The 12,905-nt window shown below is 69.8% G+C and carries 15 protein-coding genes; 11 read left to right on the top strand and 4 right to left on the bottom strand.

The features are described 5' to 3' along the window. Positions 1 to 79: 79 nt before the first annotated feature. Complete coding sequence (locus HUJ28_07975; protein MBD3619395.1) at positions 80 to 1,009, bottom strand: HPP family protein; 930 nt, start codon at positions 1,007 to 1,009, stop codon at positions 80 to 82. 209 nt (positions 1,010 to 1,218) lie between these two features. Between HUJ28_07975 and HUJ28_07970 the strand changes: the two genes are divergently transcribed. Genes HUJ28_07970 through HUJ28_07960 form a run of 3 tightly spaced genes read left to right on the top strand, consistent with a single transcriptional unit; the run spans position 1,219 to position 3,018 of the window. Next, complete coding sequence (locus tag HUJ28_07970) at positions 1,219 to 1,584, top strand: group 1 truncated hemoglobin (GenBank protein MBD3619394.1); 366 nt, start codon at positions 1,219 to 1,221, stop codon at positions 1,582 to 1,584. A gap of 6 nt (positions 1,585 to 1,590) precedes the next feature. Further along, on the top strand, positions 1,591 to 2,571 hold the full coding sequence (locus tag HUJ28_07965; GenBank protein ID MBD3619393.1) for a 2Fe-2S iron-sulfur cluster binding domain-containing protein: 981 nt from the start codon (positions 1,591 to 1,593) through the stop codon (positions 2,569 to 2,571). Positions 2,572 to 2,583: 12 nt separating this feature from the next. Further along, positions 2,584 to 3,018 (top strand): Rrf2 family transcriptional regulator, encoded by a 435-nt coding sequence (locus HUJ28_07960; GenBank protein MBD3619392.1) that lies wholly within the window; start codon positions 2,584 to 2,586, stop codon positions 3,016 to 3,018. A 6-nt stretch (positions 3,019 to 3,024) separates the two neighbouring features. Here HUJ28_07960 and HUJ28_07955 read toward each other — a convergent pair whose 3' ends face one another. Continuing rightward, positions 3,025 to 3,804, bottom strand: coding sequence for an ABC transporter permease (locus HUJ28_07955; GenBank protein MBD3619391.1), 780 nt, complete (start codon positions 3,802 to 3,804; stop codon positions 3,025 to 3,027). Next, positions 3,804 to 4,718: an ATP-binding cassette domain-containing protein gene (locus tag HUJ28_07950; protein MBD3619390.1), complete on the bottom strand. Its 915-nt coding sequence runs from the start codon at positions 4,716 to 4,718 to the stop codon at positions 3,804 to 3,806. Before HUJ28_07950 ends, HUJ28_07955 begins: the two co-directional genes overlap by 1 nt. Positions 4,719 to 4,877: 159 nt before the next feature. Between HUJ28_07950 and HUJ28_07945 the strand changes: the two genes are divergently transcribed. Continuing rightward, the gene (locus tag HUJ28_07945; GenBank protein MBD3619389.1) at positions 4,878 to 5,378 is read left to right on the top strand and encodes a heme-binding protein; all 501 of its coding nucleotides are present in this window, start codon (positions 4,878 to 4,880) and stop codon (positions 5,376 to 5,378) included. Between the two features lie 172 nt (positions 5,379 to 5,550). After that, the gene (locus HUJ28_07940; protein MBD3619388.1) at positions 5,551 to 6,207 is read left to right on the top strand and encodes an outer membrane beta-barrel protein; all 657 of its coding nucleotides are present in this window, start codon (positions 5,551 to 5,553) and stop codon (positions 6,205 to 6,207) included. A gap of 253 nt (positions 6,208 to 6,460) precedes the next feature. Here the strand turns inward: HUJ28_07940 and trmH are convergent, their stop codons facing one another. Next, entirely contained in the window at positions 6,461 to 7,153 is a 693-nt protein-coding gene (gene trmH / locus HUJ28_07935; protein ID MBD3619387.1) for a tRNA (guanosine(18)-2'-O)-methyltransferase TrmH, read from the bottom strand. Positions 7,154 to 7,269: 116 nt separating this feature from the next. Between trmH and HUJ28_07930 the strand changes: the two genes are divergently transcribed. The 6 genes from HUJ28_07930 to HUJ28_07905 all read left to right on the top strand — a co-directional run bounded on the left by HUJ28_07930 (position 7,270) and on the right by HUJ28_07905 (position 12,551). Further along, positions 7,270 to 7,569, top strand: a complete 300-nt coding sequence (locus tag HUJ28_07930) for a hypothetical protein (protein ID MBD3619386.1) — start codon at positions 7,270 to 7,272, stop codon at positions 7,567 to 7,569. 6 nt (positions 7,570 to 7,575) lie between these two features. Beyond that, a complete protein-coding gene (rlmM, locus tag HUJ28_07925) occupies positions 7,576 to 8,634 on the top strand; it encodes a 23S rRNA (cytidine(2498)-2'-O)-methyltransferase RlmM (protein MBD3619385.1) in 1,059 nt (352 codons plus the stop codon). Further along, the gene (locus HUJ28_07920) at positions 8,631 to 10,754 is read left to right on the top strand and encodes a tRNA(Met) cytidine acetyltransferase (GenBank protein ID MBD3619384.1); all 2,124 of its coding nucleotides are present in this window, start codon (positions 8,631 to 8,633) and stop codon (positions 10,752 to 10,754) included. Before rlmM ends, HUJ28_07920 begins: the two co-directional genes overlap by 4 nt. 78 nt (positions 10,755 to 10,832) lie before the next feature. Next, positions 10,833 to 11,291, top strand: coding sequence for a hemerythrin family protein (locus HUJ28_07915; GenBank protein ID MBD3619383.1), 459 nt, complete (start codon positions 10,833 to 10,835; stop codon positions 11,289 to 11,291). 142 nt (positions 11,292 to 11,433) lie between these two features. Then, the gene (locus HUJ28_07910) at positions 11,434 to 11,970 is read left to right on the top strand and encodes a hypothetical protein (GenBank protein MBD3619382.1); all 537 of its coding nucleotides are present in this window, start codon (positions 11,434 to 11,436) and stop codon (positions 11,968 to 11,970) included. Positions 11,971 to 12,032: 62 nt separating this feature from the next. Further along, positions 12,033 to 12,551 carry a DnaJ domain-containing protein gene (locus HUJ28_07905; GenBank protein MBD3619381.1) on the top strand — a complete coding sequence of 173 codons (519 nt, stop codon included), beginning with the start codon at positions 12,033 to 12,035 and terminating at the stop codon, positions 12,549 to 12,551. Positions 12,552 to 12,905: the final 354 nt, after the last annotated feature.

Genomic DNA, 12,905 nt, shown 5'->3' with positions numbered 1-12,905 from the left:
ATGGTCGGGCAGGGTGGCGTGCCCGGATTCTACCCCAGATGGCCCTTGGGCTTCGCCCCGGCCGGCGGGCCGGAGCGGGTTATTTGCCGTTGCGGATCTGGCCCGGGTCCACGCGATGGTGCGCCCAGCGCGCGAAGTCCTCGCGGCTGGCGGTGCCGCCGTTCTCCGGCGTGCCCGGACCGCAGATCTCGCGGTAGACCACGCGGTCGTCCTCGCCCAGGCCGATCACCTTGCGTACCACCCAGTCGGACCCCACCGGTCCGTTGCTGTAGCACTCGCCGACGCGGATGTCTGCTGCGGCGACGTGGTCGGCCTCCTCGTGGTGACGGCGGGCCAGCAGGTAGAGGCGGGCCATGTCGTCCTCGGTCATGTCGAGGTAGAGATTGAGCTCGCGCATGGCGTACTCCAGGTCCTCGAAGCTCAGGCCGCCGCGCTCCAGGGCCTTGCCCACGGCCTGGTGCGTGGCCGGCGGGGGCGGTGCCAGCGTGGCCGGGTAGCGGCGCCAGACGAAGGGGTAGTTCACCGCCACGGCCACCAGGGTCATCACCGCCACGCTGGAGAGCACGGGGTGCAGCACGTAGCCATAGCCCAGCGCCTCCACCTGTGCCCCGCCGAGCACGGCGAACAGCGCCGTGGCCCCGCCGGGCGGGTGGATGCAGCGCAGGTAGTGCATGGCCCAGATGGCCAGGCCCACGGCCAGCGCCGCGGCCAGCAGGGGATGGGGCACCAGCAGCTGCAGGGTCACGCCGACCAGGGCCGAGATGCCGTGTCCGCCCAGCACGTTCCAGGGCTGGGAGAGCGCCCCGTGCGGCACGGCGAAGACCAGTACCGCCGTCGCCCCCAGCGAGGCCAGGACCAGGCCCGCGAGCGCGCCGCCCTCGAGCACCGAGGCGGCCACCTCCAGCGAGAGATACAGCCCGATCACGCCACCGACCAGGGCGACGAGCTTGTCGAAGTGGTTGGTGGTGTCGAGAAAATCACCGGCGAACAGGCGTAGGAGTCGTTGCATGGGCAGACCGTCCTGGGTGGCGGAATACTGCACCGAAATGGTGCGAATACGTGCATCTTTGCTGTGCATGCCGGGGTGTGTCAAGTGAAATCAATGGAAATTCAGCGACTTATAGAGTGTTGTCTATTCCACTCATAATAACTTGCATATAAGAAGCAGCTTATATTAGATTATTAGCTCCATTTCATATATACCTTCGAGGAATCCCCATGACGACCCTCTACGAACGTCTCGGCGGCGCCGCCGCCATCGACCAGGCCGTGGACATCTTCTACCGCAAGGTGCTGACCGACGAGCGCATCAACGGCTTCTTCGACGACGTGGACATGGAGCGCCAGGCCAACAAGCAGAAGGCCTTTCTCACCATGGTCTTCGGCGGCCCGAACCAGTACACCGGCCAGGACATGCGCGAGGGCCACAGGCACCTGGTCGCGCGCGGCCTGAACGACAGCCACGTGGACGCCGTCATCGAGCACCTGGGTTCCACCCTGGCCGAGCTGGGCGCCGATCCGGCCGACATCGAGCAGGTGGCCGCGATCGCCAACGGCGCGCGCGACGACGTGCTGAACCGGTAGGCCTGCATGGCGACGCTGCGCTTCGACGGCCAGGCCGTCACCACGCAGGACGGCGAGACCGTGCTGGAGGCCCTCCTCCGGCAAGACCTCGCCGTGCCCCATGGCTGCCGTTCCGGCGTGTGCCAGAGCTGTCTGATGCGGGCGCGCGAGGGCGTCATTCCGGCCACGGCGCAGGCGGGCCTCAAGCCCGCACTGGCCGAGCAGGACTACCTGCTGGCCTGTCGCTGCGTGCCCGAGGCCGACATGGTGCTGGAGCTGCCGGCGGCCGGCAGCCTGCGCACACCGGCGACCATCTCTGCCATCGAGCCGCTGGGCGGCGACGTCATCCGCCTGCGGCTCACGCCCGACACGCCGCTGGACTACCGCCCCGGCCAGTACGTCACGCTATGGCGCGACGCGCAGCTCGGGCGCAGCTATTCGCTGGCGAGCCTGCCGGGCGAGGGCCAGTCGCTGGAGTTTCATATCCGCGTGATCGCGGACGGGCAGTTCAGCGGCTGGCTGGCTGGGGAGGCGCGGCCGGGCGATCGTCTGGACGTACAGGAGGCGGCCGGCAGCTGCTACTACACGCCGGCGCTGCGCGAGGCCAATCTGCTGCTGGTCGCCACCGGCACCGGACTGGCGCCGCTGTGGGGCATCGTGCGCGAGGCCCTGCGCCAGGGGCACCAGGGCGAGATCCGCGTCATGCACGGGGCCGTGGGCTGCGAGGGACTGTACCTGCATCAGGCGCTGGCGGAGTTGGCCGAGGCGCACGACAACCTGCATTACCACGCCAGCGTGCTGCGCCCCAAGGGCTGCACGGCGGTGGACACGCGCCCCCTGGCCGAACTGGTGGTGGAGACCATCGGCGACTTCAGCGGCTGGCACAGCTACCTCTGCGGCGCGCCGGAATTGGTCAATCAGCTGAGAAGGCGTATATTTCTGGCAGGAGCGCGCATGGATGCGATCTGCGCGGATGTGTTCCTGCCGACCGCGCCGGCCAAGACCTGATGCCGGATCTCAATGCAGCTGACCCGCTATACCGACTATTCGTTGCGTGTACTGATCTTTCTCGCCATCCAGCCGCCGGAGCGGCGCAGCACCATTAACGAGATCGCCGAGCGCTTCGAGATCTCGCGCAACCACCTGGTGAAGATCGTGCACCGGCTGGGCCAGCTCGGCTACGTGCGTACCATCCGCGGCAAGGGGGGCGGGCTGTGCATCGGCGCCGAGCCTGGAGAGATCAACCTCGGGGCGGTGGTGCGCGACACCGAGGCCACCCTTGATGTCATCAATTGCACCGACCCCTACTGCCCCGTGGCGCCTGCCTGTCGTCTCAAGGGCGTGCTCAACGAGGCGCGCGACGCCTTCCTCGCGGTGCTCGACCGCTATACCCTGGCCGACCTCATCCACAACCGTGCCCAGCTGGCGAGCCTGCTGCGCATGGAGACCCGCTAGGCCGCCTCACACCATCAGCCGCCGCCGCACCAGCACCACGGCGAGGTAATAGCTCACCACGGCATAACCCAGCAGCACGGCCAGGTTGGTCACCGGCCGGGCGAGCTCGCCGCCGGCCACCAGCGGGCGGGCGAGCTCCACCGCGTGGGTGAGCGGCAGCAGGTAGACGGCGCCCTGCACGATCCCGGGCAGGGTGTCGATGGGGTAGAACACGCCGCAGACGATGAACATGGGCGTGATCACCAGCACGAAGTAGTAGCTGAAGAAGTCGTAGTTCTTCGCCAGCGCGCTCATGATCATGGCCGGCCCGGCGAAGGTGAGGCCGACGAGGAACACCACAGGGATGGCCAGCAGCGACTGCCAGCCCTCGGCCACGCCGAGCAGGGCGGCGACGATGAGGATGGCGATGCCGCTCATGGCGGCCTTGGTGCCGCACCACAGCATCTCGCCGGCGAGGATGTCATCGATCTCCAGCGGGCTGGCGAGGATGGCCTCGTAGGTGCGCTGCGGCACCATGCGCGTGAACACCGAGTACATGCCCTCGAAGGTGGCGGTGGTCATGGCCGAGGAGGCGATGATGCCGGAGGCGAGGAAGGCGAGATACGGCATGCCCGACATCTCGCCGACGAAGTGCCCCAGCCCGAAGCCCAGCCCCAGCAGGTAGAGCGCCGGCTCGCCGAAGTTCATCACGATGGCCGGGCCGATCAGCTTGCGCCAGACCAGCAGGTTGCGGCGCCATACGGCCAGCGCGCCGCGTCGGACGGTGGGCAGTCGCCAGTTCGTCATCAGTCGCGCAGCTCCCGGCCGGTGAGTTTGAGGAACACGTCTTCCAGGCCCGCCGGGCGGTGCAGGAAGGTCAGCCCGTGCTCGTTGCGCAGCTTCTCCAGAAGGGCGCCGGGCTCGCGGGTGTAGCAGTAGCTGCTGGTGCTCATCTGCTCGACGCGGCAGCCCACGCCCTCGGCCAGGGCGATGAGCTGGCGGCTGGCCTCGCCGCGTACCTCGATGACGTCGGGCTCCACGTGCCGGTCGATGAGCGCACGCGGCGAGCCCTGATCGAGGATGCGGCCGTGATCCATGATCACCAGCTCGTCGCAGAGCCGCTCGGCCTCTTCCATGTAATGCGTGGTGAGGATCAGCGTGGTGCCGCGGTCGCGCAGGTCGCTGAGCCGGCTCCAGATCACGTGGCGGGCCTGCGGGTCGAGCCCGGTGGTGGGCTCGTCGAGCACCACCAGTTCCGGGTCGTTGATCAGGGCGCGGGCGATGGTGAGCCGGCGCTGCATGCCGCCGGAGAGCGAGTCGGTGCGGGCATCGCGCCGCTCGGTGAGGGCGGCGAAGGCCAGCAGGCGTTCGATGCGCGGGGCCACCTCGGCACGCGGGATGCCGAAGTAGGAGGCGTAGATGGCGAGGTTCTCGGCCACGCTGAAGTCCGGGTCGAGGTTGTCGGCCTGTGGCACCACGCCGGTGCGGGCGCGCACGGCGCGCGCCTCGGCCGGCATGGGCAGGCCGAATACCGAGAGGCCGCCGCCGCTCATGGGCGTGAGGCCCAGCAGCATGCGCAGCGTGGTGGTCTTGCCGGCGCCGTTGGGGCCGAGAAAGCCGAAGCAGCGTCCGCGCGGCACGTCGAAGTCGATGCCCTGCACGGCGTGAAAGTCGCCGTAGCGCTTGTCCAGGCCGCGGGCGCTGATGATGGGGTCGCTCATGGCCACCGATTCTACACCCGCTGCACGCGGCCGCGTCATGCCCCTCCGGGGTCATGCGCGCGGTCCACGACTGTGCGCATGCACATAAACGCCGGCCGCCGGGCCCGCTAGACTCTCACGGTGTTTCATCCCCCTGCAAGACACACCGAGGAGAGTCCCATGAAGAACATGCTGAAGTCCCTCGCCGCCGCCGGTCTGCTGGCCGTGGCCGCCCAGCCGGTGCTGGCCGACGACGTCATCACCGTGCGCCAGATGACGGCGGAGCTGGCCGGCGATATCGCCCGCGAGGCCATGCTCGCCTGCCGCGAGAAGGGCTACCAGGCCAGCGCCGTGGTGGTCGACCGCGCCGCCAACACCATGGCCGTGATGCGCGACACCCTGGCCGCACGCCACACCATCAGCATCGCCGAGGAGAAGGCCAACGCCGTCATCATGTCCGGCGTGTCCTCCGGTGACTTCGTCAAGAACCGCGGCGACATCCGCATGGAGATGAACCACGTCGAGGGCATCATCATGCTCGACGGCGGCCTGCCCATCCAGGGCGGTGGCTACATGCTCGGCGCCGTCGGCGTGAGCGGCGCCCCGGGTGGCGACATCGATGCCGCCTGCGCCCAGGCCGGCATCGACGCCGTGGCCGACCGCCTGGCCTTCATCGAGTAGGCATCGACGAGAGGAGTGAGGCACGCTCGCCTCACTCCTCACTATTTCAGCAAACCCTAATATTTCTTGATCCGCGTCAATATCCAGAAGAATCGTAGGGCTTAAGGTCGCCCCATGGCCGCCAGCCGTGGGCCATCGACTACCAGCCATCCCATTACAGGGGAGAGATACGATGAACGTCTGGAACAAGCTTGCCCTTGCCGGTGCCGTGGCGCTGGCCACCACCCCCGCCCTGGCCCTGGAGGCCGGTGACATCCTGGTCCGCTTCGGGCCGACCTGGGTCCTGCCCAACGACGACAGCAGTGCGGTGAGCCTGAACGGCACCGCCATTGCCAACAGCGGCGTGACAGTGGAAGACGGTCTGGCCCTGGGCGCGAGCTTCACCTACATGCTCGATTCGAACCTCGGCGTCGAGGTGCTGGCCGCCACCCCCTTCTCGCACGACGTGGAAGGCGACGGCAGCCTGTCGGCGGCGGGCAAGATCGCCGAGGTGAAGCATCTGCCGCCCACCGTCTCGCTGCAGTACCACTTCGCCAGCCAGGGCGCACTGCGCCCCTATGTCGGCGCCGGCATCAACTACACCACCTTCTTCGACGAGGAAGGCCAGGGCGCTTTCAACGGGGCCAACGTCAGCCTCGACGACTCCTGGGGCTGGGCCGTGCAGGCCGGCATGGACTACGACCTGAATAACCAGTGGTTCCTCGGCGGCAGCCTCTACTACATGGCCATCGACACCACCGCCACCATCGAGGCCGGTGCCGATACCTACGAGGTGGACGTGGACATCAACCCCTGGGTGGTCATGCTCGGCGGCGGTGTGCGCTTCTGAGGGGACGTGGGGGTGAGGCCTCAGGCGTGAGGGGCCTATTGCCTCACGCCGGGCCGAATCCCCGGTTGGTCGTGCCGCAGGGCACACCGAGGGTATAGAGAGGTACCTGTGACAAAAGGCCCGGGCCATTGCCCCGGGCCTTTTGCGTGGTGGGAGCCGAGCCCTCCCGGCGATAACGGCCCTGCCTGACGAACGCCCATCGGCCAGAGGGCTGGCCGCCTGCCGGGGGCATGGGCATGACGACTTGCGCCTCCTATTCCCTGTCCACCAGCAGCTCGGCGAAGGCCGTGCCCTTCTCCACCACGATATCCAGCGTCTCGGGGTCGATGTGCGGGTAGGGGATCTGCTTCATGCGGCAGCGATGGGCCACCTGGGGATGGGCCCATTCGAGCAGCCGGGTGTTGAAGGTCGCGTCATCGATGCGGCAGCGGTCGTAGAGACCGGCGGCCAGGCGCTGGCGCTGGGCCTCGTAGAGCACCAGGGCGGCGGAAACGGAGACGTTGAGCGACTGCACCATGCCGAGCATGGGGATGACGATGGTCTCGTCGCAGGCGGCCAGGGTGGCGGCGTCCAGGCCCTCGAGCTCGGCCCCCAGCACCAGGGCGGTGGGGCGGGTGTAGTCGATGGCGCGGAAGTCCCTGGCCGCCGGGTCGGGATGGGCGGCGACCAGGCGAAGGCCCTGGGCACGCAGGGCGGTGAGGGCACCGGCGGTGTCGTCATGGCGACGCACCTTCACCCAGCGCCGGGAGCCGGCGCCGGCGTTGGGGTTGCGCGAGAGCACCTCGGGCTCGGTGACGGCATGTGCGTCGAGCACGCCCACCGCATCGCAGGTGCGCAGCACGGCCGCGAGGTTGTGGGGCTTGTGCACACCGGCCATGAGCACGGTGAGATCGGGCTGGCGGCGGGCCAGGGTCTCGCGGAGCTTGCGGACGCGGTCGGGGGTCATGGCGGCGGTTGGCGGTGGTCTCGGCGCAACATGCTACACCTGCGCCGCGCGCCTGTCCCGGCGCGGCTCTGGTACAATGAGACCCGGATCCCTCCCCGCCACCCTGTGTACCGACCATGAACCAGCCCACCGACCCCTTCAACCTCGCCGCACAGGACGTCGTCGACCTGGCCAACCGCATCACCGAGGCCGATCCCGAGGCCGATCCCTGGGACGTGGCCGACGGCCTGCTGGCGGGCGCCATCCACTACTGGCTGTTCTCCCGCCAGCCCTGCGGCGATCCGCGCTGTGAGGACTGCGAGCCCGTGAGCACCGCCGAGCACCGCATGGTGGAGCTGCAGCGCTGGGTGCGGCAGTTCGCCGAGGACAGCGAGTACTACCACGCCCCTACGGACGCCAACGTCGGCCGCGCCTGACGGTCGATGCCGGCCCTGTTCCTGCATTGCCGGCCCGGCTTCGAGGGCGAGTGCGCGGCGGAGATCCAGGAGCGGGCCGCGGCCCTCGGTTTCGCCGGATACTGCAGGGCACGGCCGGATACGGCCTTCGCGATCTTCGAATACTACGCCGAGGACCAGCGGCTCATCGACCGCCTGCGCCTCGATGACCTGATCTTCACCCGCCAGTGGTTCGAGGTACTGGCCGCGCACGACGACCTCCCGGCCCACGACCGCATCACCCCGATCATCACGGCCCTGGCCGGATCGCCGGCCGCCGGCGGCACGCTGCTGCTCGAGACCCCGGACACCAACGAGGCCAAGGAGCTGCAGCGCCTGTGCCGCAAGCTCCAGCCGCCGCTGGAATCGGCACTGAAGAAACGCGGCCTGCTGACGCGCACCGGCGAGCTGCAGCTGCATGTCGCCTTCCTCGGCTCCACCCACGCCGTGGCGGGCTACGCCCCGGCCGGCAACGCCTCGCCCTGGCCCATGGGCATCCCGCGCCTGCGCTTCCCGCGCGAGGCCCCCAGCCGCTCCACGCTCAAGCTGGAGGAGGCGCTGCTGCACTTCCTCAGCGAGGCCGAGCGTGACCGGCTGCTGGCCCCGGGCATGACCGCCGTGGACCTGGGTGCCGCGCCGGGTGGCTGGACCTGGCAGCTGGTGCGCCGGCACCTGAAGGTGATCGCCGTGGACAACGGCCCCATGGACGCCACCCTGATGGACTCGGGGCTGGTCGAACACCGGCGCGAGGACGGCTTTCGCTTCCGCCCCGAGCGCCCGGTGGACTGGGTGGTCTGCGACATGGTGGAAAAGCCCGCGCGGGTGGCCGCGCTCATGGCCGACTGGCTGGCCGGCGGCATGGCCCGCCAGGCCCTGTTCAACCTCAAGCTGCCGATGAAGAAGCGCTACCCCGAGCTCAAGGCCTGCCTCGCCCGGGTGGAAGGCGGGCTGGCGACGCTGGGCCCGGGTTACCGGCTGGCCTGCCGGCAGCTCTACCACGACCGCGAGGAGGTCACCGTCTTCGCGCGGCCCGGCCCCGGGGCATGATGCCAGCGCACCCGCTGCATCGCCGCGTCTGGCTGCTCGCGGGTGATGGCGCGGTTGCCCGCGCCGCGGCCGAACGCATGCTCGCCGCCATCCCCGCCCACCGCCAGCTCTGGGTGGGCGATGCCGCCCCCGCCGGCACGAACCGCATCGATGCCACGCGCGCCGGGACCGTGCTGGGCGGCGAGTTCGACGCCCTGGTCTTCGATGCCTGGTCCGGCCTCGACCCGGACGCCCTGGGCGCCACGGCCGGCACCGTGCGCGGCGGCGGCCACCTGCTGCTGCTTGCCCCGCCGCTGTCCGACTGGCCGGGCTATGCCGATCCCGACGCCGAACGCGTGCTGGTCGCGCCCTGGACGATGGCCGATCTGGCCGGCCGCTTCCTGCGCCGCGCCGCCCGCCTCACCGCCGCCGACCCGGCCGTGACCACGATCAACCCCGAGCGGGGCGAGGCGCTCCCGGTGCTCGGCGTCCCCCCGCCCCTGCCACCCCGGACAGGCCCCCGTACCGACGACCAGCACCGCGCCGTGGCGGCCATAGTCGGGGTCGTGGACGGCCCGCCGCGCCGCCCGCTGGTGCTGGTCTCCGACCGCGGCCGGGGCAAGTCCAGCGCCCTGGGCCTGGCGGCGGCCGCCTGTATGCGCCGGGGACCGGTGACGATCCTCGTCACCGCGCCGCGCGCCGAGGCGGCGGCCAACGTCTTCGCCCGGGCCGCCGCCGGGCTGGGTATCGATGCGGCCGCACGCAGCCCCCTGGCGGCCGGCGGCGCGGAGCTGCGCTTCCTCGCCCCCGATGCCCTGCTCGCGGCCCCCGGCCTGGGCGCCGACCTGCTGCTGGTGGACGAGGCCGCCGCCATCCCCGTGCCCCTGCTCACCGCCCTGCTCGCGCGTTTCCCGCGCATCGTCTTCGCCACCACGGTGCACGGCTACGAGGGCACGGGGCGGGGCTTTGCCGTGCGCTTTCGCCAGGTACTGGAGCGCGAGACGCCGGACTGGCGCGAGATGACACTCGCCGAGCCGGTGCGCTGGGCGGCCGGTGACCCGATGGAGGCCTGGGTGGGCCGCGTGCTCGCCCTGGATGCCGAGCCGGCCCCGGCCGGGGCCCTGGCCGGTCTCGACCCGGCGGCGCTCGCCATCGAGCGCCTGGACCGCGACCGGCTGGCCGACGACGATGCCCTGCTCGACGAACTCTTCGGCCTGCTGGTGCTGGCCCATTACCGCACCCGCCCCTACGACCTCCGCCACCTGTTGGACGGGCCGAACGTCTCGGTGTGGGTGGCGCGCCACCGGGGGCACGTGGTCGCCTGCGCCCTCGGCGCCCGCGAGGGCGGGCTGGCACCGGGGCTGGCCGGGGCCGTGTTTCGCGGCGAGCGCCGGCCGCGGGGACATCTCATCCCCCAGTCGCTGGCCGCCCACCTCGGCCTGCCGGAGGGTGCGGCGCTCGTCGGCGAGCGGGTGCTGCGCATCGCCGTGCACCCGGCCGTGCAGGGGCGGGGCATCGGCAGCCGGCTGATCGGGCAGCTGCTGGCCGCCGCCCGCGAGGCTGGGCTCGACTGGTTCGGCACGAGCTTTGGCGCCACGACCGGGCTGCTGCATTTCTGGGGGCGGGCGGGACTGGCGCCGGTGCGCCTGGGGCTCAGCCGCGAGGCGGCCAGCGGCAGCCATTCGGCCCTGCTGCTCGCGGCCCTGTCGCCGGCCGGCGGGCAGCTGCTGGCCCGGGCGCGAGGCCACTACGCCCGCCTGCTGCCGCGGCTGCTCGCCGGGCCGCTGCGCGACATCGACCCTGTCCTGGCCGGGGTCCTGCGCGCGGACACGGCGGAAGTGACGTATGCCGGAGACGCGGCGCAGGAGCGGCGCCTGCTCGAGGCCGTGGCCCGGGCAGGCTTTGGCATCGACGATGCCCTGGGGGTGCTGTATCCCTTTCTCCGGCGGGCCCTGGCGGACCCACAGTGGGCCGCGCGGCTGGGGCGGGCGCAGCGCGAGCTGCTGCAGGCCCGGGTGCTGGAGGGCGCCGACTGGGCCGAGATCGTGGCACGCCTCGGTCTGTCGGGCCGGGGCGAGGCCATCGCCGCCCTGCGCCAGGCGCTGGCGGTGTTGCTCGAGGGGGATGCCGGGTCGGATTGATCCAGGTCAAGAACCGAACATTAGCGTTTGCTAATAATCGTGGCCCCACACATCGCAAGACAAAGGGATATAACGATTATGTCGGAATTGATCGTCTGGTCGGACAACCTCAGCGTCGGCATCCAGGAAATCGACGAACAGCACAAGATCCTGATCGACCTGCTGAACCAGCTGCACGAAGCCATCGTCAACCGCCACGCAGGCGAGGTGACCCTGGGCATCCTGTCGCGGCTGCGCGAATACACCAAGACCCACTTCACCGTCGAGGAGAGCCTGATGCGCATCCTCGGCTACCCGGATTACGAGGAGCACAAGGCCCATCACGAGAAGCTGATCGCGGAGCTCGAGGCCATGTGCGACAAGGTAGAGCGCACCGGCTCCTCGGCCAGTTTCGAGCTCATGCACTTCCTCAAGAAGTGGCTCACCCGCCACATCATGGAGGAGGACCAGCTCTACAGTCCCTTCTTCCTCGAACGCGGCGCCCGTCCCACCTGGGAAAAGCGCTCCTGGATCAGCCGCTTCTGGCAGCACGGCTGAGGCCGTAGGAATCGAGCGGCGGGGCCGGCCCGGTTCGGCCCCGCCCCGCGTCATCCCTCGCATTCTGCGGCATTGCCGTTTGCAGTCCCGCCTGCGCTTCGGTACAACAACAGGTCGGGTAACCACTGCACAGGATGCGAACATGAGCGACGCGCTGTATTCCGTCGTTTTCCGGGGCGAGGTCGCCGAGGGCCAGGATACGGAGACGGTCAAGGCCCGGCTGGCGCAGATGTTCAAGGTGGACGCCGCGCGCGCCGCCGCGCTGTTCAATCCCAAGGGCGTGCCCATCAAGCGCCGCCTGGACGAGGCCACGGCGAAGAAGTACCAGCTCGCCATGCAGAAGGCCGGGGCCGTCGCCCACATCGTGCCCGAGCAGCCGCTCACCCCGCCGCGCGAGACACCCCCTGCCGAGTCCACCGGCACGCTGCCGCTGGACACCGGGCTCATGCAGCGCCCGGAGGTCCCGCTGGAGAGCTACACCGTGCCCGAGGCCCCGGACCTGTCCGTGGCCGCGCCCGGCAGCCTGCTGGTCGAGCACGAGCCGGTGCCCGAACCCGACATCGACACCAGCGGGCTGACCATGGCCGAGCCGGGGGTCACGCTCACGCAGCCGCGCGAGGTGCCGGAGCCGGATATCGACATCAGCGGGCTGGCCGTGAAGGAGCCGCAGGCGTCTTGAACACCCGCCCCGATCCCGAGGATCTCGAGCGCCTGGGCGACTGTGTCTACGTCCTGCTTCAGATGCAGGACGGCCCGCTGCGCGAGTACGAGCTGCTGCGTCTGCTGGACGACGCCCCGCGCGAGTTCGGCCTGCCCGAGAAGCGCGACGGCACCCACGCCCTGTTTCGTGCGCACTTCGTGCTGTTCCACGCGCTCTATCGGCTGCGCGACGAACTCTGGGCCACCCGCAGCGGACACCTCGCCATCGACCCGCTCGCCATCCGCCTGCATCCCTACCGCGAGGGCGACGACGCCCTGGCCATCCCCGATCCGCTGCGCGCCTACTACCTCGACCTCGACCAGCTCGAGACCACCGGCCCCGGCGACGTCGAGGCCCTGCTCACCGACTTCTACGCGCGTATGCTGCGCGACGACCGCCGTGCCGCCGCCCTGGCCGAGTTCGAGCTCGAAGACCCCGTCGACGAGGCCGCCATCCGTCACCGCTACCGCGAACTCGCCAGCCGCCACCACCCGGACCGCGGCGGCTCCACGGCCAGGTTTCAGGCGATCAACCGGGCGTTGCGGGTACTCATACCCTAGAGGGGTATTTGGGTACGGAGTGTTTCGTCCGCGGTAGTGTCGATTTTCTTCTCTGCTTCCTTGGCGCGCGGACGAGTTACTTTTCTTTGCTTGCCCAAAGCAAAGTAACCAAAAGAAAGGGCACCCCGACTCTCTCGCCCTACGGGTGCCCTGTGCTTCTCGTTCCAGCCGGGGTTCTGCAGACGGGCCGTCCATGGCCCGACTGCAGAATTGCGCGCGTCCTGCGCGCAACCCTTCGGGTCTTTCCGGCTTCCACTGCGATGCTCGGCGAGAGAACGGGGTCCAAAATCAGGGTAAGCGGATTAAATGGTTGATCTTACCTTTGCATGAGAGTGAGACAGACCGGCATCTCAT

It is taken from the genome of Chromatiales bacterium, from assembly GCA_014762505.1.
In the GTDB taxonomy this organism is placed as follows: Bacteria; Pseudomonadota; Gammaproteobacteria; order SpSt-1174; family SpSt-1174; genus SpSt-1174.
Note: the sequence above shows the minus strand (reverse complement) of the source record. Positions and strands in the feature narration are given on the sequence as shown.